19 protein-coding genes are annotated in these 24,845 nt (G+C 48.4%); 15 read left to right on the forward strand and 4 right to left on the reverse strand.

Translation table 11 applies throughout. The features are described 5' to 3' along the window. The first annotated feature begins 208 nt into the window (after positions 1-208). Positions 209-2,194 (forward strand): S46 family peptidase, encoded by a 1,986-nt coding sequence (locus CWE15_RS11100; RefSeq protein ID WP_157980759.1) that lies wholly within the window; start codon positions 209-211, stop codon positions 2,192-2,194. Here the strand turns inward: CWE15_RS11100 and dinB are convergent. Next, the gene (dinB, locus tag CWE15_RS11105) at positions 2,191-3,264 is read right to left on the reverse strand and encodes a DNA polymerase IV (protein ID WP_126758162.1); all 1,074 of its coding nucleotides are present in this window, start codon (positions 3,262-3,264) and stop codon (positions 2,191-2,193) included. The two genes, CWE15_RS11100 and dinB, sit on opposite strands and share 4 nt — an antisense overlap. 166 nt (positions 3,265-3,430) lie before the next feature. On the opposite strand from dinB, the gene CWE15_RS11110 reads away from it, so the two are divergent. Further along, on the forward strand, positions 3,431-3,862 hold the full coding sequence (locus tag CWE15_RS11110; protein ID WP_420807759.1) for a c-type cytochrome: 432 nt from the start codon (positions 3,431-3,433) through the stop codon (positions 3,860-3,862). A gap of 191 nt (positions 3,863-4,053) precedes the next feature. Further along, positions 4,054-6,678, forward strand: a complete 2,625-nt coding sequence (locus CWE15_RS11115; RefSeq protein WP_241971898.1) for a sensor domain-containing phosphodiesterase — start codon at positions 4,054-4,056, stop codon at positions 6,676-6,678. 11 nt (positions 6,679-6,689) lie between these two features. Here the strand turns inward: CWE15_RS11115 and rep are convergent, their stop codons facing one another. Further along, positions 6,690-8,714 carry a DNA helicase Rep gene (rep, locus tag CWE15_RS11120; RefSeq protein WP_126758163.1) on the reverse strand — a complete coding sequence of 675 codons (2,025 nt, stop codon included), beginning with the start codon at positions 8,712-8,714 and terminating at the stop codon, positions 6,690-6,692. Between the two features lie 117 nt (positions 8,715-8,831). Here rep and CWE15_RS11125 point away from each other — a divergent pair, with 117 nt between their 5' ends. From CWE15_RS11125 to CWE15_RS11155, 7 genes are read left to right on the forward strand one after another with little or no spacing between them, the layout of a single operon-like run. Next, the gene (locus tag CWE15_RS11125; protein ID WP_126758164.1) at positions 8,832-9,089 is read left to right on the forward strand and encodes an accessory factor UbiK family protein; all 258 of its coding nucleotides are present in this window, start codon (positions 8,832-8,834) and stop codon (positions 9,087-9,089) included. Further along, complete coding sequence (locus tag CWE15_RS11130; protein ID WP_126758165.1) at positions 9,086-10,363, forward strand: paraquat-inducible protein A; 1,278 nt, start codon at positions 9,086-9,088, stop codon at positions 10,361-10,363. Before CWE15_RS11125 ends, CWE15_RS11130 begins: the two co-directional genes overlap by 4 nt. Then, positions 10,353-12,002 (forward strand): intermembrane transport protein PqiB, encoded by a 1,650-nt coding sequence (pqiB, locus tag CWE15_RS11135; protein WP_126758166.1) that lies wholly within the window; start codon positions 10,353-10,355, stop codon positions 12,000-12,002. Before CWE15_RS11130 ends, pqiB begins: the two co-directional genes overlap by 11 nt. Beyond that, the gene (locus CWE15_RS11140) at positions 12,002-12,598 is read left to right on the forward strand and encodes a PqiC family protein (RefSeq protein ID WP_126758167.1); all 597 of its coding nucleotides are present in this window, start codon (positions 12,002-12,004) and stop codon (positions 12,596-12,598) included. Before pqiB ends, CWE15_RS11140 begins: the two co-directional genes overlap by 1 nt. Beyond that, positions 12,591-13,574 (forward strand): exo-alpha-sialidase, encoded by a 984-nt coding sequence (locus CWE15_RS11145; RefSeq protein ID WP_126758168.1) that lies wholly within the window; start codon positions 12,591-12,593, stop codon positions 13,572-13,574. Before CWE15_RS11140 ends, CWE15_RS11145 begins: the two co-directional genes overlap by 8 nt. Next, complete coding sequence (locus tag CWE15_RS11150) at positions 13,571-14,974, forward strand: ATP-binding protein (RefSeq protein ID WP_126758169.1); 1,404 nt, start codon at positions 13,571-13,573, stop codon at positions 14,972-14,974. The genes CWE15_RS11145 and CWE15_RS11150 overlap by 4 nt, the downstream gene beginning before the upstream one ends. Further along, the gene (locus CWE15_RS11155) at positions 14,971-15,684 is read left to right on the forward strand and encodes a response regulator (protein WP_126758170.1); all 714 of its coding nucleotides are present in this window, start codon (positions 14,971-14,973) and stop codon (positions 15,682-15,684) included. The genes CWE15_RS11150 and CWE15_RS11155 overlap by 4 nt, the downstream gene beginning before the upstream one ends. Here the strand turns inward: CWE15_RS11155 and CWE15_RS11160 are convergent. Continuing rightward, on the reverse strand, positions 15,679-15,825 hold the full coding sequence (locus CWE15_RS11160) for a lmo0937 family membrane protein (RefSeq protein WP_126758171.1): 147 nt from the start codon (positions 15,823-15,825) through the stop codon (positions 15,679-15,681). The genes CWE15_RS11155 and CWE15_RS11160 overlap by 6 nt on opposite strands. 252 nt (positions 15,826-16,077) lie before the next feature. Here CWE15_RS11160 and CWE15_RS11165 point away from each other — a divergent pair, with 252 nt between their 5' ends. The 5 genes from CWE15_RS11165 (at position 16,078) to CWE15_RS11185 (ending at position 22,692) form a co-directional block, all read left to right on the forward strand. Next, positions 16,078-16,653, forward strand: coding sequence for an EF-hand domain-containing protein (locus CWE15_RS11165; RefSeq protein ID WP_126758172.1), 576 nt, complete (start codon positions 16,078-16,080; stop codon positions 16,651-16,653). A gap of 1,437 nt (positions 16,654-18,090) precedes the next feature. After that, a complete protein-coding gene (locus tag CWE15_RS11170) occupies positions 18,091-18,459 on the forward strand; it encodes a hypothetical protein (protein WP_126758173.1) in 369 nt (122 codons plus the stop codon). An 80-nt stretch (positions 18,460-18,539) separates the two neighbouring features. Then, positions 18,540-20,759, forward strand: a complete 2,220-nt coding sequence (locus CWE15_RS11175; RefSeq protein WP_157980760.1) for an FtsX-like permease family protein — start codon at positions 18,540-18,542, stop codon at positions 20,757-20,759. Then, entirely contained in the window at positions 20,756-22,021 is a 1,266-nt protein-coding gene (locus CWE15_RS11180; RefSeq protein ID WP_126758175.1) for an efflux RND transporter periplasmic adaptor subunit, read from the forward strand. The genes CWE15_RS11175 and CWE15_RS11180 overlap by 4 nt, the downstream gene beginning before the upstream one ends. After that, the gene (locus tag CWE15_RS11185; RefSeq protein WP_126758176.1) at positions 22,018-22,692 is read left to right on the forward strand and encodes an ABC transporter ATP-binding protein; all 675 of its coding nucleotides are present in this window, start codon (positions 22,018-22,020) and stop codon (positions 22,690-22,692) included. The genes CWE15_RS11180 and CWE15_RS11185 overlap by 4 nt, the downstream gene beginning before the upstream one ends. Positions 22,693-23,086: 394 nt before the next feature. Here CWE15_RS11185 and CWE15_RS11190 read toward each other — a convergent pair. Continuing rightward, positions 23,087-24,648, reverse strand: a protein-coding gene (locus CWE15_RS11190; protein WP_126758177.1) for an IS3 family transposase whose coding sequence is annotated in 2 segments (ribosomal slippage) — positions 23,087-24,180 and positions 24,180-24,648 — 1,563 coding nt in all. Because the reading frame shifts where the segments join, the coding sequence is not laid out codon by codon here. Positions 24,649-24,845: the final 197 nt, after the last annotated feature.

A 24,845-nucleotide genomic window follows, 5' to 3' on the forward strand; every position in this document is an offset into this window, starting at 1 on the left:
AGCAAATTTGAGCAAAAGCATAGCGGCCCCAATGGCTGTGGGGAACTTCAAGGCAGGTAAGGGGCCAAACCAATAACCAAACAATGAAAGGACAACCATGAAATACACGCTAGGATGCAATAGGTTCACTTCACGGGCATGCTTTTTGGGAGCTTGTGTTTTTGTATGGGCTTTCCTTACACACAACATTGCGTGGGCAGCTGAAGGCATGTGGCTGCCTTCGGAACAGCCCGCATTAGCACGCAACATTCCTTTGCAGGCCGTGGTGCGTGTCGACAATTGCAGTGGTGTGTTTCTTTCGGAACAGGGCTTGCTGATGACCAGTGCCCGTTGTGTGGACAGCAGCCTTGCTTGGAATAGTCACAGGGTTCGGAATATACCCGAGCAGGGATACTTAGCGCGAAGCACTGCGGAAGAGCTACCCGCAGCCCCGGGAGTACGCGTGTTTATAACCCACGCACAGCAGGATGTAACAGCGCAGATGCAGGCAGGAGTGCATGCAGGCATGAGCCCACAAGCGTATTACGCGCAGTTAAGTCAAAACAGGCAAGCGCTTATCCAGCACTGCGAAGGCTCAGCATTCAGCCAGTGTCAGGTGCAAGCGCATCAAGACGGCTTGCGTTACTTGCTGGTGAAAGAGCAGGCCTTAAAAGATGTACGCTTGGTGTATGTACCACCTAGTTCAATTGCTCACTTTGGCGGAGAGCCGTTTCACTGGCAGTGGCCACAATATGCCGCAGATGTCGCTTTACTGCGTGTATATAATGACAAAGGCGAACCCTACCAAGTGGCAGAGCCTGCAACCATTTCCACCCAGCATTACACTTTTTTAGACACGGTACGCGTGGCAGGTTACCCGGGCCATACACAGCGCTTTCGCACCGCCGCTGAAATGCAATGGGCCTTTACCGAACAATACCCCGCCATGCTGGAATACTTGCAAGCTGAATTAGCTATTTTAGAACGCCTAGAGCGGGGCAATACCCAGCAGGCTGCGTCTTTGCGACAGCACGTGGCGTATTTAAGTGCGCAAATGCAACAGTATGAAACAGCTGGCTTGCAACAAAAAAGCGAGCAGACCCAAGAGCGCTTACTTTCTTGGCTAACGTCACCGAACCAGCGCAGCGAATACCGAGAAGCATGGTGGCATATTCAACAGCAGCTGCGTGAGGACAGAGCGCGCATGCCCCAGCAATTATGGTGGCAATTTTTTGAGTCGCTTAATTTACCCGCGGCGGCACTGTTAGTGTATGAGCATGCCCAGCAACCCAGTGAAGCGACGTTAGAGCAATTGGAAGAGCTTGCTGCCACCGCCGACCCAGTGGTGGAACAAGAGGTTTTGGTCTATTTGCTAACGCGCTATCAAGCCCTTCCAGAGCACCAGCGGCTACCGAGTGTCAATGGGTTTTTCGCGCTCGATGAGAATACCACGGAGCAGTCTATTCGCGCGAAGGTAGCGGCACTGTACCAAGCAGACGACGTGCTGCAAACGCAGCAGCGTGCCAAGTGGTTAAACATGCCGCTGGGCACACTGGTAAAGTCGAACAACCCTTGGCTTCAATTTGCCCACAGCACGGCCCAAGAGCGACGTGAAATGGAACAGCAGGAGTCTGTCAGTCGCAGCCGCTTGGCTTTTGCACGACCCCAAATGACGGCAGCTAAACAAGACTTAGACCGAACTCGAGGCCGTGTTATTGCAGCCAACGCTAACCGCACCTTGCGTTTAAGTGAAGGGCAAATTATTGGCTATGGCCCAGACAAAAACCCCGACAGTTATAAGTTACCCGTGGTGTACTTAGACGTGTTTAATGAACAATTGCAGGGCCCCGAGCTTGAAAAACTACCCAGGCACTTCCGCCATGCGTTGAACCAGCCGGAGAATAACTGTTTTCATAACCCGAAACGCAGGTCTGTGTTGATGAACTTTATTTCCAGCGCAGACGCCGCCTTAGGGAGTATTGGTTCGCCCACCTTTGATGCCCAAGGGCACGTATTGGGAATGGTGTTTGACTTTATGGCGGAGTCGGCTCGAAGCGAATGGCTTTACGAGCGTGAACAGCACCGAGTGGTGCACCTCGATGTCCGTTATTTGCTTTGGATTCTTACGTACTATGAGCAAGCGGACACCTTACTTGCAGAGTTAGGCTACCAAATACAAAGGCGCAATGGAGCGGTCCGCTGTACTGCAAACTAGTCGAGGTCTAGTTCAAGCTGCCTATTTTCGTCCGGGTCGGGCAGGGTAACACCCACGCCAATAAGGCGCACACTACGTTCTCCTTTCCGCTGCCAGGCTTCATTGAGTAGTTGGTAAAACAAGGAAGGCGACACCTTATTGGCGGCCCGTGAAACGGTTGTTTGTTGAAAGTCACTAAATTTCAGTTTGACCGTTTGCGTACGTATGCGGGTGTCTTGCCACTGGTCCGAAGGTAAGCGCTTGCGCAATGCAGGGAGTAACTGCTGGGCAAGAATATGCTCTGCCTCGGTGCGGGTTTTGATGTCGCGCGGGAAGGTGTCTTCCACACTAATTTGCTTGCGTATTCTATGCGTATTAATGGGGCGTGGGTCAATACCTTGGCAGCGCTGATGCAGTAAAAAACCGCTGCTTTCACCGACAATGCTTTGCACAAAGGCTACGTCTGCCGCTTGAATGTCGGCTCCTTTATATAAGCCCGCATGGGCCAAGCGCTGTTCGCTTTTGGGGCCCACCCCCGGAATGCGGCCTAAAGGTAACTGAGCAATATAAGCATAAACCTGTTCTGGTGGCACGACCCGTTGACCGTCGGGTTTGTTTTCGTCGGACGCTATTTTGGCCACCATTTTTTGGTTTGAAATGCCCGCCGAGCCAGTAATGCCTAAGGCTCTAAGGTCTGTGCGAATGGCCTCCATAATGAGAGTGGCACTGCCATGTAGTAGGGTTACGTCGCTTAAGTCGAGATAAAACTCATCGATGGAGGCAGGCTCTACAATGGGGGTGTACTTGTGAATAATCTCAAGCACTTGTTTGGACATGGCTTTATAGCTGGGCATGTCGGGTTTGACAAAGACCAATTGGGGACACAAGCGCAAAGCTTGAAACCCCGACATTGCGCTGCGCACACCGAACTGCCGAGCCAAATAGTTGCAGGTAGCCACCACACCGCGTTCGCCGCCACCACCCACCGCAAAAGGCACCTTGGCCAACTGTGGGTTCTTGGTTATTTCGACGGCCGCAAAGAAGGCGTCTAAGTCGAGTAACGCAATTTTTCGGAGGGGAGGCTGAGTCACCTGAAAGGCTTCCTTGGTGTAAATTGCTCTGAACTATAATAACACAGCTGAAAACCCGAAGGGTTGTATAGAATTCATTTACCAAAGCAAGGAAACTTCGTATAATAATATAACAAATTAAAGTGAGACGAATTATCGCACGGGATAATGAGTTCAGGAGCACATTGTGAAAGTACTAACCACAGTTAAATGGAAACATCTTTTAGCCCTTATTATCGGCGTTACCACAGCAAGTAGTGTTATGGCATTTAGTCAGGATATGTCACGTGAAGCGATCGCCGAGCGTATTCAGCCAGTTGCTAAGGTACGTATTGCCAGCGATGCAGCTGCAGGGCCTGCTTCAAGCCAAGCTTCTGCAGGTCGTAGTGGCGAACAAATTTACAACCAAGCATGTGTGGCATGCCATGCAACAGGCGTTTTAGGCGCACCGAAAAAAGGCAGCGCAGAAGACTGGGAACCACGCTTAGCTCAAGGAATGGACATTGTGCTTGAGCACTCTATTAATGGCTTAAATGCAATGCCACCACGTGGTACTTGTATGAATTGTTCAGACGAAGAACTATTGTCAGCAATTGAGTTTATGATAGAAGGTATTTAATTCCTGTATCATCATCAACTTACGTAAAAAAGCCGCCGTTGGGCGGCCTTTTTATTTGTAACATAATTTACAAAGCTTCCTATATGACGTTGCTCAAGCTATACTCAAACCTGTACCCGCAAAACAACAAAAAAGCAACAATGCGTACTGTAAAGGTACGTCGCAGATGAACAAGGGAAGCGAGAAGCACATTGAGTTCGTCGAAGAATACACGTTCACATGGGGTGACAGTTAGTACAGAAGAAAAGCTAAAGCGTTTAGAGAAAGTTGTTGAAAGGCTCAAAGCGCTCACCCAAAAATACCGGCAGGCTGAAGTTATTCAGCAGGCCCTTTTTCGTATTTCAGAACTTGCCTCGTCTGCTCAAAGTATGGATCAGCTCTATGCTTCGGTTCATCGTATTGTCGGCCAGCTAATGGAAGCCCGTAACTTCTATATCTGCCTGTATAATGAAAGCCGCACCTCCTTTAACCTGCCTTACTTTGCCGATGAGCATGACTCAGCTGAAGATGTGGCAGAAATACCCGTTGAAGTGCTTTTACGAGGGTTAACAGGCTACATTTTACGCACAGGCGAACCAATGTTGGCGCGAAACACGGACATCGACAACCTTATTAAAGAAGGTCAAATCATGATCATGGGCTCGCTGCCTGTGGACTGGTTAGGTGTTCCGCTGGTTTTAAATGACGAAGTGATAGGTGCCATGGTGGTGCAAAGTTACGTGGAAGACGTGCGCTACCAACAAGAAGACCTAGAGCTTCTTACCTTCGTTTCCCAGCATGTAGTAACGGCGCTTGAACGCTTTAAGCACCTCGAGTGGATGGAAACGGAAATTGAACGGCAAACCTCTGAATTGCGTTTTGCCAACGAACACTTATTAAAAGAAGTGACGGAACGAGAAAAAGCCGAGCTGCAAACTAGTGTACTTTACGCTATTTCCGAATTAACCAATACCGCGGAAGACATGAACAGCTTCTACCAAAACTTGCATAAGCAAGTTGCGAAGCTATTGAATGCCGACAACTTTTATGTGGCCCTCCTAACCGACAACGACCAACAAGTTTATTTCCCTTATTATGTTGACGAAAGCGGGTATGTTGCGCGTCAGCGACGCTTAAAGAAAGGCCTGACAGAATATGTTCTTCGAACCGGTCGTTCGGCATTTATTGACAAAGAAATGCGTGACACCTTGATAGCTAAGGGCGAGCTGGTTATGAAGGACTCACGCGGAAAGCCCGCTCACCAATGGATTGGGTCGCCGTTACATATGGAAGGTGAAGTGTTTGGCATGTTGGCGGTGCAAGCCTATTCCGAGCAACACAGTTATACAGAAGATGCTGTTGAAATTCTGAACTTCGTTTCCCAGCACGTGGCGGTTGCTATTGAACGCCGCCGCTCGGCTGAGCGGCTAGCACGCGCAGACGTTTTCCTTGAAAAGCGAATTGCGGAACGTACCGAAGAACTAGTCGAAGAAATTGAGCGCCGGAAAAAAATAGAGGCGCAGTTATTCCACGACGCTCACCACGACAACCTTACGGGGCTACCTAACCGCACCATGTTTGTGGATCGTGTAACTGAGGCGCTAAACGCTCAGAAACGTCGGAAAAAAGAGTTTTTTGCTGTTCTTTTTATTGACTTAGACAAGTTCAAAAACATTAACGACACCTTAGGTCATTCTGCAGGTGACAAGTTTTTATATGAAGTAAGCCAGCGCTTAACCAGCACCATTCGTGAATACGACTTGTTAGCGCGTATTGGCGGTGACGAGTTTGTTATTTTACTCGACCGTATAGTGCACCTCGACGACGCCAAAGACGTTGCTTCGCGGATTGTGGAAGAAATGCAAAAGCCCTTTAGGCTGAAAAACCAAGAGGTGTTTTCCGGTGCAAGCGTGGGCATTGCCACTTGGCGTGACGAAACAGACACGGTTGAACGCTTGTTGCGCGACGCCGACGCTGCCATGTACCAAGCGAAAAGCCAAGGGCGCAGTTGCTATGTGGTGTTCGATGAAACCATTCGAGACGGCTTAGTAGCTGCGGTGAACAAAGAAACGGCCTTACGCCTAGCGCAGATTAATCACGACTTCTCTTTATGGATGCAGCCCATACTTGACTTAACCGGGACGAAAACCGCAGGCTATGAATTACTCTTGCGTTGGCAAAAAGGGGAAAACTTACTTGCGCCGCCCGACTTTATGGAGCTGGCCGAGCGTTCAGGTGCCATTTTAGACATTGACCGCTGGTCGCTCGAGTGTGTGTGTCGCTACCTTGTGGAGTCGGAGAACACAAGCGCCGAGCAAGCCCTGCTGCATTTGAATTTGTCGGTACAGCATTTGCTGCGCTCCCGCCATGTGCAAAGCCTGATCGACATTGTGCAAAGCCGAGGCGTCAACCCTGCGCGCATTGTTTTTGAATTTGCTGAAAATGACATTTTAAGTGTGACCCCGAAACGTGTATTGGCTAGTTTGCGGCGCTTAAGTGCCTATGGCTTTACACTGGCACTGGACGACTTCGGCCGAGGCTCTGGGCCACTGCAGCTGTTATACAATTTCCCATTCGATATTATTAAGCTCGACGAAAATTTTGTGCGCCAAGTAGACACCAAGCCTCGGGCGCAAGCCATGGTGCGACACGTGGTGACCTTATGCCAAGAGCTTGATATTCAATTGACAGCAGAAGGTGTCGAAAACGAGAAACAGCTCAAAGCCCTGAAAGGCTTAGGGGTGTTCTTTGGACAAGGCACCTTGTTAGCTAAACCAACAGAATGGCACATAGACACCCACAGCGAAATTTCGGGCGCTGAAGACACAGGCACCTAGCCTGCGTTACATCACGCGTCTTTATTCAACATGGCGCGTATGCGTGCAATATGCGCAGCGTTGCGCTCTTGCTTTGCCTCACCTGTTAAGGGTTTCTTTTTCTTATCTTCCCATTCCACATCATCTTGCGGCAGCTCAAGTAAAAAACGGCTAGGTTCAGAGCGAATGACTTCACCGTATTGGCGCCGCTCACGGGCAATAGTGAAGGTAAGACGCTGCTGTGCACGGGTAATACCCACATAAGCAAGGCGACGCTCTTCCTCTATGTCGTCGTTATCTATACTGGTTTGGTGGGGTAACAAGCCTTCTTCCATGCCAATCATAAACACATAGGGGAACTCGAGCCCTTTGGAAGCATGCAGTGTCATAAGTTGAACTTGGTCACCATCGTCGTCATCGTCTTGACGCGAAAGCATGTCTCGCAGAGCCAGCCGTGCCACCACTTGTTCTAAGGTCATAGCTGGGTGTTCAGCGTCACCTTCCAACATGCCCACAACCCAGCGATAAAGTTCGTTAATATTACGAACGCGCATTTCTGCAGCAGCAGGGCTTGGGCTGCTTTCAAATAAGTAGTCTTCGTAGCCGGTACTTTGAATGAGTGACTTGACAGCGTCTATCACGTCTTTGGTGTCGCCAGTGGCAGCTCGGCGGGCAGTGTCTATCATGTGCACAAAGGCTTGCACGTCGCCATAAGCCGCCGGCCCGAGCATGGTTTTTAAGCCCGGGTGTTCGCAGGCTTCAAATAAACTCATGTTTTCCATATGGGCGAGTTGACCAATGCGCTCGAGGGTCTGCGGCCCTATGCCGCGGCGTGGTACGTTAATAACCCGCAGTAAGGCATTGTCGTCGTCTTGGTTTACTGCCAAGCGCAGGTAGCCCATGATGTCTTTCACCTCGGTGCGTGCGAAAAACGATTGACCCCCGGTAATTTTATAGGGAATGCGGTTGGCCATAAGCGCCTTTTCAATGACCCGAGACTGGTGGTTGCCGCGGTACAAAATGGCGTACTCACCATAGCGAGTTTGATGCAAAAAGCGCTCGCGTACAATTTCAGCCACCACACGCTCGGCTTCGTTTTCTTCATTGCGGCCAAATAGAACACGTAAAGGCTCGCCATATTCCATTTCTGAAAATAAGCGCTTTTCAAATACGTGGGGGTTGTTTTCAATCAGAATGTTAGCGGCTTTTAGTACCCGTCCTACGGAACGATAATTTTGCTCCAGCTTGGTGACATTCAAGCTAGGGAAGTCTTTTTGCAGTAAGGCTAAGTTTTCAGGTTGGGCCCCACGCCACGAGTAAATACTTTGGTCGTCGTCGCCAACCACAGTGAAGCGAGCACGCTCGCCAACGAGTAGCTTCACCAGCTGGTACTGGCTGGTGTTGGTGTCTTGGTATTCGTCTACCAATAAATACTGAATGCGTTGCTGCCAGCGCAGGCGTACGGGCTCTGACTGGGCCAGTAGGAGTGTCGGCAGCAGTATCAAGTCGTCAAAGTCAACGGCGTTATAGGCTTTTAAGTGGCGCTGGTATTCTTCGTATAAGGTAGCAAAAAGTTGAGTGTCTGGGTCGTTCTTAGTGTCTACAGCGTCGGGTAAAAGCATGTCGTTTTTCCACTGCCCAATTTGCTGCTGTAATCGCTGAATAAGGGCTTTGTCCCCTTGGAGCGTTTCTTCACTGAGCGCATTGAGTAGGGCAAAAGTGTCTTGGTCGTCAAACAATGAAAAGCCCGGCTTGTAGCCAAGTTGCATGCTTTCACGACGAATCATGTCAAGGCCTAGGGTGTGAAAGGTCGACACGCGCAGGCCTCGCGTTTTGTCGCGACCTAAGCGCTGGCCTATCCGCTCGCGCATTTCGCGAGCTGCTTTATTAGTAAAGGTAACAGCAGCAATGTTGCGGGCGTTATAACCACACTGAGTAATTAAATGTGCTATTTTTTCAGTAATAACACGGGTTTTACCACTCCCTGCGCCGGCCAGAACAAGCATTGGGCCAGTGGTGTACTCCACAGCGGCTTGCTGTTGAGGGTTTAATTGCATGATCTTTACTCACTCAAAATAGGGGGCGAATTATACCTGAAATTCAGTCGAAGCTGAACGATGCCGCAGGCTCGTGTTATAGTGATGGCACGAAACAAAATACAGTAGGAGCAGCACATGCTAGACAGTAAAAAAATAGAACAGCTAGCCAAACAAATAACCGACAGTATTCCAGCTGGTGTGCGGGATGCGGCTGACAACATTGAAAGCCGGGTGAAACAAACCCTACAGCAACAACTAGGTCGTTTAGACGTAGTGACACAAGACGAATTAGAAGTACAAAAGCAAATGGTACTGCATTTACGCCAACGTATCGACGCCCTTGAACAGCGATTAAACGCATTAACCGACGCGGAGCCGCCACAAGAGTCATGAGTAGTCGGCGCTGGCGGGCCTGCCCAGAATGTGATTGGGTTTCTGCACTGCCAGTATTAAAGGCGGGTGAGTCGGCTCACTGTCCACGTTGTGAGCGAGTACTGGTGCACCGCCATCATGCCCCAGCGCAGAAGGTATTAGCCTATGCCTTAAGCGCCTTTATTATGCTGTTGCTGACCCTACCTTTCCCACTTATGTCCTTTTCCATGGCCGGTATTTTCCAAGAGATTGTACTGGTTGACGCTGCCCAGGCCATGTTTAACAACGACTGGCCAATTCTTGGCCTGCTGATTGCTTTGACCATTGTTATTCTCCCCGGAATTTTTCTGCTTGCCGTACTTTATTTGTATGGCGCGGTAGCCCGCCGGAAAACATGGCCAGGAGTGCGCCTGCTTGCCCGAATGTTAAGCCGGCTAAAGCCGTGGCTTATGACAGACGTATTTCTTCTAGGTGTGCTTATTAGCATAGGCAAGCTTATGAACATGGCGCATGTGAACCTGGGCTTGTCCTTCATTGCTTTTTGTTTATATGTACTTTTCTTAGTGCGTACCGTCAGTTTAGTAGACGCAGACTGGCTTTGGTTTGCATTATGCCACGAGCAACAACCACCTCCTCAGGCGCACACAGGGGCAACCGCTGCAAGTCAGGGGATTATTGGGTGCCCTGTTTGTGGGCTACTGAATGAACAGCAGAACCATCATTGCCTTCGGTGTGAAGCGCATTTGGGCTTTCATTCTAACTTCCGCTTGCAAGCAACGTGGGCTTTTCTTCTTGCCTCCGTGGTGCTTTACATTCCGGCAAACTTATACCCCATGATGACCACAGTAACGATTGGCGGCACAATTTATTCCACTATTTTGGGTGGGGTGATCCAGCTCGTCGACACCGGAAGTTATGTGTTAGCTGTCATTATTTTTACAGCCAGCTTTGTTGTGCCTATCGCAAAAATACTGGTATTAAGTTATTTGTGCTTATTAGCCGCGCGGCCCAGGCCTATGGCAACCAAGCGCCGTATGCGGTTGTACCGGATAACCGAGATAATTGGGCGCTGGTCCATGATTGATTTATTTGTGGTGTCGATTACCGTAGCGTTAATGCAAGCAGGCGTCATTATGAGTATATACCCGGGCGCAGCGGCAGCAGCTTTTGCTGCGGTTGTGATACTCACCATGATAGCTGCCATGGTATTTGACCCACGTTTATTGTGGGCTTCGGCAGACAGTACCTATGAACCCTTGAACGAACAGGAAAGGCAACCTCATTATGGGCTCTAAAAGCAATTTCAATGTGGAACGGGCAGAGCGGCGTGTAGGACGCAGGCTTAGTTCAGTTTGGTTGGTGCCAATTGTCGCCATCGCCATTGGTGTTTGGATGGCATACGACACAGTAACCAGCCGGGGTGAACTGATCACCTTAGAGGTAGCCCGCGCAGAAGGCATTGAGGCCGGTAAAACGTTAGTGAAAGCCAAAGATGTGGCCGTAGGACGGGTAGAGTCGGTGCGCTTAGCCGATAACTTCGACTACGCCATTATTGATATTCGCATGTACCGCGACACAGACCGCATGCTCAACAGTGACTCGCTCTTTTGGGTTGAAAAACCACGCATTGGTGCCGGCGGAGTGAGTGGTTTAGGAACGTTACTTTCGGGAACTTACATTCAGTTAGAGCCAGGCACGGCCGACGACAGGCAAACTCAGTTTGTTGCGCTTGACGCACCGCCGGTAACGCCTGCGGGACAAAAGGGCATTCGCATTCAACTGGAGTCTGAAAGTGCGCAGCAAGTGGGAATAGGCGACCCCGTGCTATACCGAGGTTATACAGTGGGCCGGGTTGAACAGGTCACCTTCGACCCAGGTACGCAAACCATGCAACATCAACTGTTTATTGAAGCCCCTTACCATCGCTTAGTTACGGACGATGTACGCTTTTGGATGCATTCAGGAGCGCAACTCGACTTAAGTTCGCAGGGTGCGCAAGTGAATATTGGCTCGCTAGAGTCTTTGATTAGTGGCGGCATTACTTTCGCCTCTTTGAGTGATAACGCTGGCGCAGAGCCGGTGGAAAATATGAGCCGCTTTGTGTTGTACGCGAATCAAGAAGCAGCTGAGCAGGCCCGCTTCACCCAAGTTATTCATTATGTGGTGTTGCTTGAAGACAGCGTACGCGGGCTGAATAAGGGCGCACCGGTTGAATACCGTGGGGTGCGGGTAGGAACTGTGGAAGAAGTGCCCTTCCACGGCATGGAAGGCAGCGCCGACTCCCTATTAGATATGAAAATACCTGTGCTGATACGCTTTGAGCCGGAGCGAGTGAACGCTGACGTAACAGCTGCAAGCTTGGCCACCTGGGAAGCGAACCTTGAAGCCTTATTTTCAGAAGGCTTACGCGCCAGTTTGCGTGCTGGGAACTTGCTAACGGGGGCCTTATTTGTTGACCTAAACCTGTATCCGGACGAGTCCTACCAAGGTGTGGCAAATACACATGGTTATACGGTGTTCCCTTCGGTAACAAATAGCTTTACCCAGTTAGACCAGAAACTTACGGCCTTGTTAGACAGCCTGAATAGCGTCAAGTTTGCAGAGTTTATTGACACAGCTACCTCAACGCTGGCCTACTCAGAAGAAGTGTTGGGGGGGATTCATGCAACCAGCGAGCAGCTGAACCGCCTGTTGACACAAGCGAGCACGCAAGAGCTTCCGGGGGCGTTGGTGAATGCATTAAATGAGCTTGAACAAACCCTTTCCGGCTATTCGGCCGATGCGCCTGCCTATTCAGAACTAACTCGTTCCATTGAGCGTTTGCACAGTATATTGCGAGAGCTTGAGCCTTTAAGTGAAACCTTGCGCGATAACCCCAGCGCTTTATTTTTCGATGCGCGCATACCCCGTGACCCGAAAGTAGGGAGTCAATAATGAGAGTCTGGTTTATTTTGTTAAGCGTGTGGTTGTTGTCAAGCTGTGCCAGCCATACGCCGAAAGTGCATTATTATTTACTAACCGAGCCAAGCTATACGGCACAACCCGTAAGCGCAGCAGCGCCGGTTGCCATTGGAGTGGTCAGCTTGGCCGACTATCTAGGTGGTACAGGTTTGGTGGTTGAACAAGCGGGGGCAGAAATTGTTTTGACGCGCCAACACCGCTGGGCGGAAGCCCTCGACCGGCAGCTACAACGTCAGCTACGACAAGGGCTCGGCCAGCTTTACCCCGGTGCTGCGTGGCGCTTGCATTCACAGCAAGTGGGCACTTACTATCGGCTAGATGTTTTAGTGGATGCTTTTCAGATAACCGCAGACAACACCGCTCGGGTAGACATTCAATGGTACATTCAGCATCGCGGGCAAGGGGTTATACACACAGCCCGCCTAGAGCACAGGCTGCCACTGACAGGTGAAGGCTATGGTGCTGCTGTGGCCGCTTTAAGTGAAGCGTGGCACCACGTACTGCAACAAATGGCTGCAGACGTTCAAGCACATGTGCTAAAGCAAGAGCGTGTGGCCGGCCATGACTAGTCTTCCGCACTTCTCTGCTCAGCGTATATGGAGCCAGGCCGAGCATAATGCCTTTACGGATCTTGCTTGGTTTGAGCATGCGTGGTGGTGTGTTTTTCGAGAAGCAAATACGCATGTTTCAGGCGACGGTTGTATTCGTTTGCTGCGCTCGGAAGACGGCACCCATTGGCAGTCAGAACAGCTTTTTGAAGCGGCCGGGGACTTGCGCGACCCCAAGCTGATGGTAAACCCTGAAGGGCAGCTTATTGTGTTTGCTGCATTGAAAGTGTCACGGGAAACCTTTGGTTACTCTCACCAAGTGTATGCCTGGCAACGAATAGCTGCGAATAACTGGCAGGGACCAACAGCCATTGGCGAACAGGACCTGTGGTTATGGCGGGTCACGTTCCATGGCAAGACAGGTTTGGGCGTAGCGTATAAGGTGGGAGGCGACAGCCATACGCGCTTATACCAAACAACGGACGGCGTGAATTACCAGCACGTGTTGGAGCGACTTCGAGGCAGTGACCTGCGAGATGAATACAGCAATGAAAGTGGGCTGTGCTTTGACCCAGACGGCACGGCTTGGTGCTTGTTACGACGAGATCCTGAGCATGGGCTATTGGGCTCGGCTAAACCGCCATATACTCAATGGCATTGGCATACGTGCAATCAACGAATTGGCGGGCCCGTTATGGTGCGTTTAGACGACGGCCGCTTACTGGCCGTGGTGCGCTTGTATGGATACACCGACGGCGAACTGACCTCGGCCCGCACGAGTTTTGTTTGGGTGTGCAGAGAAACCGGCCAGCTAACAGAATGCGGCACGCTGCCTTCGGCAGGTGACACCAGTTACGCAGGGTTGGTAGTACGCGACTGCGTGGCCTATGTCAGTTACTACTCGAGCCACGAAGCCGACAGTATTGAAAACAGCCCAGCTATTTATTTTGCAGCTGTGCCCTTGCATGAGCTCGCTTCTGCGGAGCCAGCCCTGTGAAAGGCTGGCGTTATTTAAGCACGGGCTGGCAGTTTTTTATTGCCATCGCCGGTACCAGCTTAATTCTTGTCGCTTTGGTTCTTTTGGGGGTCCGAAGCTACTTTTCATATAACTTTATGAGTTATTTGGAAGCACAAGAGCGTGACCGAATGAGCCAAGTGGCGATCGTGTTGGCCGACTATTATGAGCAAGAGCAAACAGCCGAAGACAGGCTTGGTTCGGTCCGAGCGTGGCGGCGTGCGCTACAAGCTATTCAGCGGGATGTGTTTTTTAACCCAAGCAAACTAAACATGGATGCGCAATTGGTGTTTGAGCAGTTACACCTAGAAACACCCGCGGGCCGAACGGTTTTTGGCCAGCCCATTGCGGATAACGTGGCAGTGTATATTTACCTTGCAAACCCATTCGGCGAGCCCCATGTCATTGGTCGGCTTTCGGCTCCAAAGCCCACTGGAACTCACGGTCCTATTGACGAAGTGTTTCAAGCACAACAAACCAGTGCTTTTGTGTATGCAGGAGCGTTGGCGCTGTTACTGGCAGCAGCGGTGGCAAGTATTGTCAGTATTGCCTTACGAAAGCGGTTACTTTCCTTAGCCAAAGTAAGCAAGTCCTTGGCCCAAGGCAATTACACACTAAAAGCTGACGCCCGTGGCCGAGACGATGTGAGTGCACTGGCTGCCAACATGAACGAGCTTGCTGGTAGCTTGGCGGCAAGCGAAAAACATCGACGCCAGTTACTGGCCGATGTGGCCCATGAACTACGCACGCCGCTGACTGTTTTACAAGGAGATATAGAGGCAGTGCAAGACGGCATACGCCCAGCCGATGCCGCTCACCAAGCACGACTGCACCAGCAAGTGTTGCACTTAAGTAGGCTAACGAACGACTTGTACCAATTGTCGCAAGCAGACTTAGGTGCTTTGGTGTACCACTGGGCGCCTTGTCATATTGCCAGCCTATGTGCCACCTGGGTGGACAACTATCAGCATAGAGCCAGCGAATTGGGGTTGGTGCTTACTTACCAGGTGCAAGGTGAAAATACGCAGCTTGTTGCAGACGCAGACAGGCTCCAGCAAGCGCTGACCAATGTGCTAGAAAATAGCTTGCGCTACACCACAGCGCCGGGGCACGTGGTATGTACATTAGATATGCGTGATGCACATAAGGTACGTATTCGAGTGGAAGACTCAACTCCAGGGCTAACCGTACAGCAGTGTGCGCGCTTAGGTGAACGTTTATACCGGCCAGATCCTGCTCGGAGCCGCAGTGCGGGCGGAAGTGGCCTTGGGCTGTCTATTGTGCAAAGTATTGTGCAGGCCCACCACGGCCAGGTGCACTTCAAGCCGAGCGCACTCGGTGGCTTACACGTTGAAATAGAGTTGCCAAGGAACCCAGTATGAGACCACAAGTAACCAATGCGGCTGTTGTTTGGCTTGTCGACGACGAGCCTGAAATTCGAACCTTATTTAGTGACTACTTACAGCACGGTGGTTATGCCTGCCAGGCGTTTGAAAACGGCTTGGCCATGCTTGAAGCCTTCGAAACAACGTCGGCAGAAAACCAGCCTTCCCTTATTTTACTGGATATTATGATGCCCGGAATGGACGGTTTAGAGGTGTGCCGCCGGTTGCGGGAGCAGAGTAAAGTACCTATTTTGTTTTTAACCGCACGTAACGACGAACTCGACCGTATTTTAGGCTTAAAGCTAGGCGCCGACGACTACTTGATAAAGCCAATAAGTCCGCGCGAAGTCGTCGCGCGGGTCGACGCCATGCTGCGCCGCATACAGTGGCAAGGGGAAGCCCAGCCACAAACAGCCGAAAGCCCTTTAAGGCTTAATCACCAAGCATTTAGTGCACACCTTAATGGGGCCCCTTTAAACCTAACGGTTGTTGAGTTTCGCTTATTAGCAAAGCTGCATGAACAGCCTGGCAAAGTGTATAAGCGCGAAGAGCTCATAAACGCCGCATACGACGACCACCGCATAGTCAGCGACCGCACCGTAGACAGCCATATAAAAAACGTACGGGCAAAACTGGCTGAAGTGGCCCCTGCGGTAGAACTTATTCAGTCGGTTTATGGTGTAGGCTATAAATTAGTTGTGTTATAACCGTCGACCTTGAATAACACGTACCAACAGCATAATCACTGCAATAACCAGCAGGATGTGGATAAAACCACCAATTGTGTACGAACTAACAAACCCTAATAACCAAAGCACAATAAGAATAATCGCTAAGGTGCCTAGCATGGTATAACTCCTTTTATTATTGAAGGTACACCGACAGCTTAGTTCATATATGCTGACCTGCAAGCTTGGGCTTTGTCTTTACACTATGTTTAAGTGGCTGAATTTGCTCATAAACAAAATGCTTTTGCAGATATAAATAGCAGCTTCACAATGTCTCCATATTTGCCACAAACTTGCTGCACACTTGGCAGGCATACTGCGTACTGTGAGTACCAACCGTGTGTGAGAAGTTCCTGTTAAGGAGAAAAGAAAATGAAATATAACGTATTAGCACTAACCATGGCGTCGTTAGTAGCTGGCGCCGCCTTGCCAGCCCTAGCCGACACCGAAAAAGAAGAAGTAGTGATTGAAGTAGAGGCAGACACCCCGCGCTCAGACCGACACCGTATGATGTGGTTCGAGCATATTGACGGTGAATACCAAGGGGAGGGGCCACGCCCGCCTATGCCACCTCGCCCTCATATGCGTGCCGAGTTTCAGCAAATGCGAGCGGAGTTTTTACAAAAGCAGTTTACAGAGTTTGACTTAAACAATGACGGGTATGTTTCGCTTGACGAAATGGTCGAAGTACGTGAGCGCCAAGCGCGGGAAAGCGCTGAAAAACTTTTTAGCAAGCTGGATCAAGACGGTACCGGCATGCTGGATGAAAATGCTTTCAAAGAAGGCATGCAGCGCATGCGTGATGAGCGCCGCGATGTCATTATCGAGCGGATTGAAATTCACCGAGATGAAGAAGGCAAAGAGCACATACGCCACCACGAAGAGCGACGTCGCCACCACCAAGAGCGCCGGCGTGAACATCAAGAACGCACAAACAGCGGGAACTAACAAAACGGGCCAGATGGCCCGTTTTTCGTTTTAGTTTAACGGAATTTTCTACTTATAACTGCTCCGATTTTCCGGGGGGATTACAATTTGACTTCAGTTAGCGTATTTCTGTCTATTCAAAGGTCAAAAATGTTATCAAAAATAACATGAATGGGATTCCAAATATAATTAATCCGATAATAGTAATTGCTAAGTTAATCCTGTAGAGAGCGATCCATGCTCTATTAGGCAAACGAATCTCCTTATTATTTTTGTCTCTATATAACAATAAGCTAGAAATAGCTGTTGTTAGAGCAAAACCTAATATGAGAGGACTAATTTGAATCACAAATATGGGCAAAAGCATACCATATCCGATAACTTCATCATTGCTTCTAGCTGACCCACTAATAAAGTTTATTATAACTAGTACTATGAGGACGCTGAATATCGGGCCTAAAATTTGCCCCGTTTTCAAATAGAGCATTTTCATTATGTTTTACTCATGTTTAATTGGGATCGTTGTCGTATTTTGGTTCTCTATAGCAATCTTCACCTGGATCGCAAATCGAACCAAACAATGGAAACTGTATTGAACCGCCGGCAACAAAAGGTCTAATGAACGAATATTCGCCACCACCGCCACCGCCTGTTGAAGGACTGGGTTGTTGTGTTGCCGGCTCTCTCGAACAAGAATCTTTCACGTCACCCCTATTTGGGTCGCTTTTGTACACATCTCTATAATAACTAATCCCCTCTTCAATAGAATCCTTATCCGTCTGGTTTTCGAAATGCGTTAACCCCGCAAGTAAAGCCTCCTAGATTCAACTAATAACTGCAACACTCGCTCGTTGCGTACTGCAATTGCTCTTTAAAAATAACATCGGGTTGTTTAAACCCTCTAGATTCAACTAATAAGTGCAACACTCTCTCTACTCGTACTGCATTTGCTTTTTAAAAATCACAATTTACTGAAACAGAGAGCATTGCGGTCTTGAAGAAAACGGAGACTGGCATGAGTCCGAATCAGAGCGAGATTATTAGCCCATGATGATACGAGCAGGCACCTTGATAGGCTCATCATTAACTCAGTTTGATTTGTTGCAAAAATGTAAACCCGTGATATAGTTTTAAACACTTCGCTAAAAGGTGAAGGCTAATTAACCTGTAACATTAAATCAGGGAATTAAAAATGGGCATAATAAAAAAAGTATAATTACAATTGCTGCTCTTGTGTTTTCATCTGTTGTAGCTGCCGATGCGTATGCACGTTGTGTGAGTATTTGCGGTTATTCGTCATCACCATGGGGCGGTATTGATAAAGTGTATGTTTGCGATGAAAATGGTGAAGTTTGCCGAATCGTATACGTAGAAAAATAATTGTAGAAACATGGTGCATTGCGCCGCAACTGCGCGGCGCTCTTTTTTAATAGTCACTGCGAGTTATGGACTGTCATAATGAAACATATCCGATTTTTTTTATTAACTGTTTTATTTTTAAATATTAATTTGGCCAATGCTGCCGAGGTGCCTCTTATTTCCACAGAGAAGTTTAACTCTGAATGGACCATCACAGAGTTCCCCGAGGTTTTGCAAACTGAAGACGGCACACCACTTTTCAAGCTTAATGTGACTGTTACCCTTGAATGGGAGCTAGATAGTGATGGTCAATTAGCGCGTGTTTCTGTTATCGAAGAACTCCCTTCGAATCATGGTTATGCCGATATCATCATTACAGCCATGAAAAATTCAAAGCTTGAGCCTCGTGTTAGCCAACCAACCTTACCGGTGAGAGTGCGCGGAACATTTGAATTTCGTGCTCTTTAATGGGAACTTGGCCGTTTATGTTCAGTTCCTTCTGGCGCCGAAATCGGCGTCATCTCTCAATTGTGATCTTGCTCCCCTTCATGGCACCCGTATTTACGGTGCTCGGCGCGAGCCTTATTATCGCATTCACGATAAACAGCCCTTTTCCGGCTGGCTCAGAGCCAAGTGGCAAGTGGATATCCATTTTCTCACAGCAAGACACGGATAGCTTTCAAGAACTGAATTTAGAGCTACTTTCAAAGCGTCAAATTGACACACTCAATCGAACACCTCAGGCTACCTATTTACAAGCAAGTCACTTCCGTCGTCAGGTCACTCATGAAGGTAGAGCTCTGGACAGTCAAGTGGCTTTTGTCAACCCACAGTTCTTTTCAATACTTGGTGTGAATTCACCACTCCATGAGATTAAGCCCTTTCAAGCACTCGTGCATAAGGAGTTTGCAAACAAACACCGCATAGTCGAAAACGACATGCTGCTTGTTGGGAACGTACGCTTTATGGTGGCAGGGTTGCTTGACGGGTTTGCGGGTCTGAACAGAAAGACCGATATTTATTTTCCTATAAAGCACCTAGACGAGGCAATTTACCATGGAGTACCAGAACATCTTCGAGACTTGATAACGGCAGATCTTCCTCTGTATTTTTACGCTCAGCAGATTAAAAATGAAACAGCAGACTACCCAAGTAGCGCATCGCCCTCGTTCTCTCATATTGAGGGGATTATATATGCCCCTCATGAGTTCGCGCGTTTGCAGGAATTGAATAATTACATATTCTCAGCGGCTATTTTCCTTGGTCTTTTGTTCGTTCTAACTGATTACGCGCTTTCAAAGTTCTGGGTACAACACAGACAAGGTGAGTTGGCATTAATGACGACCGTTGGTGCTACGCGCCGTTCACTTATACTTTGGCTTTTAAAGAAGTGGCTAATAATGCGAGTTGTTGTGCTTAGCCTTGTATGTGCTTTGCTTCCAACCGTTGCAACCTATCTCCTTCAATTAATGGGATTTGAACGGATCAGAGTGGATACAGCCGTTTTTTTTAAGTCAGCCGTTTTGCTTGCTGTGCTATATTCGCTTGTATTGGCTCTTTCCGCGAGAGCTTTAATAAGAAATTTAACAAACCTATCAAGTTCTTTAAGAACTATTCGAGCAACTACCAGACGCTTCACATCCCACCATTTACCGTGGGCCGGAGGCGCCTTAATGCTACTAGTCGTCATTACAGCGGCTCTATTTTCAGCCATACTCCAGTTTCAAGATGCACTCGAAAAACCAGATTATATTGATAGTGAGTCCCTGTATGCTGTCACGTTTACACTCGCTTCAGGATACCAAGTTGATAATGCAACTTTACGTAGACGCACACAAACTGTAGACACTGCATTACAGCACTTTAGCAATAAAAACGTGAGAGCCGCAGCTACGAACATGATACCGATGAGAGAGCCCATCTATCGAGGTAACGTGAGCAGTATCGGCGGTCGAAGTTTGCGCCAGCCAGTCCCCATATCGATAGCGAATGTCGGGAGTAATTATCAAAACCTCGTTCACCACAAGATGATAAAAGGTGAATGGCCTCGCGCAGCAAATGAAGTTGCGGTGAACGAATCCTTGCTAAGTAAGTTCGGGCTTCGCTTTGACACCCTGCCAGAGCTATGGATTGAAGGCATTAGATATCAAGTTACCGCAGTCATAAAAGATAGCTACTGGCTTGATCCATTGTCTTCTCCAACCCCTGTAATTTGGCGGCTCACAGCTTCTCCATCATCGAGTTTACTGGTGAAATGGGATGGGGCTTATTCAGAGTTAGAAAAAGAGCTGTTTAATATAGTATCAAACCTTAATAACGGTATTATTTTAGATAATTTAAAGTCTATAAACGCTTTGCGTGCTGAACGCATGCAACGGCCTTACCTTTTACTTCATGTTTTGAGTGTTGTTTCTCTTACAATAACAGTCATCGCAGTTCTTAGTTTATGGGTGGCAATGAGTCATTGGTTAACTGCAAAAAAGTGGGCCTTTACGGTTCACTTGGCTCTTGGGGCAACAACAAGTCACCTAAGGCGAGAACTGCTAAGTCAAGTGATTTGGCCTTTAGTTGCATTTCTGCCATTCAGCGCAGCTTTTGCCCTATCCATTGCCAAAGTGATTGATCATGAAATTGAAGTGAGTGTGGCTTTTCAAACAACCTTGCTCGCTCTCTTGTTTGTAACACTCATCGTTTTTGGAATCGTCACGAAAGCATATCAACACCTCGTACGGCTGGATCCAGCCTCACTTTCCAAGGATGTCACATGAGTCGTATCAAAACATCGCTCGATAAAATGAATAGGAAAAAGCCATTAATAAATTGGCCCTTATGGCTATTCGTTGCCGGTTCTATGACATTCGCTTTTACCAGTCTATTTATCGCTGGCGTGTTTGACAGAACACTCCGTTATTCCGAGCTTCAACTTGCTTTGCCAGAACAGCGGACTATTACTCCTCATTATAGACTCACCGGAGAAGTTCACCTGCATCAGCAACGCATTTTAATTGCACGCACTCCGGGAACCGTTGAAAGTATTTTGATCAGTCCAGGAAGTAAAACGACAGCGGGAACAACGTTGGCTAAACTCATTAATTTAGAACTACAGGAAGAAGTTGAGCTGCTAGAAATGGAATTATCTGCGCTCAAGTCAGAGCTTGCTTTGCGTATTCAGCGAGCGGAGCAGCGCTTGCAGAGTCAAATTTATGAAGTTGAGCTGGCTAGGGGAAATGCTGAGATGGAAAGAGCTCGACTTGAGTCAGAGACAACACTGCATGAAATAAACCTCGTTTCTGACATCGACTTTAATGTAGCAAAACTACGCGCTAAGCAGGCAGAGATTGAGCTTCTTCGTCAACAGCAAGAGCAAAGTCTTGCCAAACAAGAACTCACCCTCAGCCAACAGAGTGCTGATGATGAAATTAGTCGCTTGGAAAGCAGAATTGTCTTTAAACAACGAAAGTTAAGCGAGCTTACCATTATCGCACCAGAGGAAATGACAGTACTCGAGCTCGATAGTAGATTGTCCCTCGGAGCTGCGCTTGACGCAGGCGCTCCTTTATTAAGTTACTACAAAAGTGGAGACCTAGGAATTCGTGTGCTGATACCCCCCAGCATGCTTTCGCGAATTAACGTTGGCCAACAAGGTGTGTTTTCTGTTGGCAACCTCACTCTCTCTGCCACAGTAGTTCGTATTGGAGCTCGTGTCGAGGGCGGCTCTCTTCCTGTCTGGCTTGCCCCTGTTGAGCCTGTAGAAAATTACGCTACTGAAGGGCAGGATGTTCCAGTAGAACTTACCCTTAGCTCATCCACTGCACCCTTTGTTATACCAACCCCTGCTTGGTATCGGGGCCCTGGAAATTACGAAATTTATTGCTATCGGCACGAGCTCATTACACCTTGCGACATTGAACTTGGATATACCGATGGAGAACTCGTTGAAGTTCTCACTGAGTTAGCGCCCGGCACCTTATTAGAAGTCACCTCCGCTCACCGTTGGCTTGGAGATGCCCCACGCGAGGTACAACAATGATCATTGCTCAGTTAAAAAACATATCTAAAGAGTACAAGCAAGCAAATGAAAACCACCCTGTTCTCCAAGAAATCAATGTGGCAATTAACGAAGGCGAATTTGTCGCCATATGCGGCCCATCCGGTCACGGGAAGTCAACCTTGTTGTCTATTCTTGCTCTTCTAGAGCCTGCAACAAGTGGTGAATATTTACTTGCCGGCACTCCCGTGGCGTCACTACATCGAGACCAACTTGCGGTCCTCCGCGGGCGTCATGTCGGTATTGTTTTCCAGTCATTTAACCTTATCGGCGATATGACCGTACAAGAAAATGTGCAGCTACCTTTAAAGTTTGCCAGCCATATTAAAAGTGAAGAGCACGAAGCGTTGGTGAGACACGCCATAAATTCAGTCGGGCTTGCCGGTAAAGAAAATTTTTACCCCGATATGCTCTCAGGGGGGCAACAACAGAGAGTCGCCATTGCCCGAGCTATTGTGCACAAGCCAGACATTCTGTTTGCTGATGAGCCTACCGGAAACCTTGATTCTACAACCGGTGAAGATGTAATGAAGTTATTAGAGGCACTACATAAGCAAGGCATGACGCTATGCCTTGTCACACATGATGAAACTATTGCCGAAAAAGCACAACGGCGTTTACTTATACATGACGGGCATTTAAAAGAAATATAGTAACGTTTCTTAAGGAGATGACTGTGTTATAAATGGGGTATTTACAGTCCTGTCCTATTGCTATCTGGCGCTCCAAGTATTGGAGCACCGAAGGTACCAAATTACGAATCATATGCTAGCTCAGGCCCATCATGAGCTATTTGAGGAAACCACATGTGTTTAAAAAAGATGTGGGGATCCCTTAGCTTGAAAATTTGGTGTTATTTCAGGGGAAACGTCACCCCGCTGAAAAATTGAAAATAACGACGGTCTCTGACGGCATGGCTCATGAAGTTAAAGTTTATAACGAAGATGGGAATCAAGAAGACCGTCTTCAAGTTGGAATTCAAGAATTCGATAAGGCTGTATTTACAAACTTCGGTGTTTTTCAAGATAGTTGACACTTTTTTGTCATTTAAGCGGCCTGTTTTTCATCCTGTTTAACTGACGGCTTTTCCGGGTTCAATGTTGTCGGGCCGACGGGTTTGCAGTTGCGAACATTGCGTTTACCCCAGCGGCTTGGGTTGGCTGCTTTTGCTTTTTCCAAGTGCTGTTTACGCTTAGCTAATATGGTTTCATCTTGTCCAGTATGACGCTGATGCGGCGTTACGAAGCATAATTTACTGTGCTTATGCTCGTAGTTATACCAGCGTGTAAACTTAAGTACCCACTCACGAGCCTCTTCTAGGCTTTTAAAGCCCTGAGAAGGCCATTCAGGCCGATATTTGCAAGTTCTGAACAGCGATTCTGCAAACGGATTATCGTTGCTCACACGCGGCCGGCTGTAAGAGGTCGTCACACCGAGATCATAAGCTTTAGCTCGCATGGTCTGTGATTTCATCGGCGCGCCATTGTCAGAATGCAATACAACACCAGAGTGTAAACAGTTTTCACGTATCAGCGTGCGCTGTAATAATTCAGCGGCAAGCTCACCAGATTCTTGTTCGTAAACCTCATGACCAACGATTTTGCGACTAAATAAGTCTTCGAGCATATACAGGTAATAAAACTGCCCGCGGACGTTACTCGGCAAATAAGTAATGTCCCAACAAAACACCTGGCAAGGGCCTGTGGCTTCAAAAGTCGCTGGTGCTTTTGCGCCCTTCGGGGCAACACTACGGCCACGATGATGTAACTGTCCATGCTGCTTCAATACGCGATAGAACGTTGATTCACAGCCATAATACTGGCCTTCATCCAACAATGTCGGCACGATTTGCGTGGGCGGTAAACTCGCGAAGCGTTTTTCGTTACACACAGCCAAAATACTTTCTTGCTCAGCCGGTGAGAGCTTGTTCACCGGCTCTGGACGAATAGCATCTGGACGCTTATCAGCAACCACGTTGCCGCCTTTATACCAACGTTTATAAGTACGTAAGCTAATACCTGCTTCTTCGCAGGCCAGTGGCAGCCGAGCACCAGACTCTTTTGCTTCTCGTATCCACATGACGTATTGCGCGCGCTCTGAGACCGAGGTCAATCGTCCTCGCTGTCGTTCTCCCAGAACGCATCCAGCTTTTTTCGCAATACCAATAACGCTGCGGTTTCAGCCAACGCTTTTTCTTTTTGGCGAAGCTCGCGCTTAAGCTGTTTAATCTCTTTGCGATCTGCTTTACGTTGTTGCTTCGCTTCGAGCTCTTGCTCACGCGAGCTCACGAAGCCTTTTAATGAGTCTGCTTTCCACGCTTTCACTTGCTCAACATAGAGACCTTTGGCGCGGCAATACTCACTTAGTTCGGCTTCATTCATTGAGCCGGTTTCAATAACGACGGCTAGCTTTGCTTCTGCGGACCATTGGTCTGGCGTTGGTTTATTTCCTGGCACTGGGCGCCCCTGTAATTTGGCTTTATCTCGCCAATTATACAAAGTTTGCAGGCCAATGCCTTCAACTCGAGATACTTCTGCTACCGTCATATTTAGCGGCGGTAATAATTTACTAAGAACTGTTTGCTTACGTTCTTCTGAATAGCGTGGCACAATCAAGCCTTAACGCCCCAACTGGTTAATTTTTAAGTAGTGACAATGTAATCCCCCCATTTTAAGCAGCAGTTATTCGTAGAATTAATGAACCGCTTGCGTTAATTGTTTGGGCGGAATGCCTCCGATGGCCGTGTTAGGCCGTTCGTTGTTATAAAGCCAAAGCCACTGAGTGGCAAGTTCTTGTGCATGTTCGA

It is taken from the genome of Aliidiomarina taiwanensis, from assembly GCF_003987015.1.
GTDB lineage: Bacteria > Pseudomonadota > Gammaproteobacteria > Enterobacterales > Alteromonadaceae > Aliidiomarina > Aliidiomarina taiwanensis.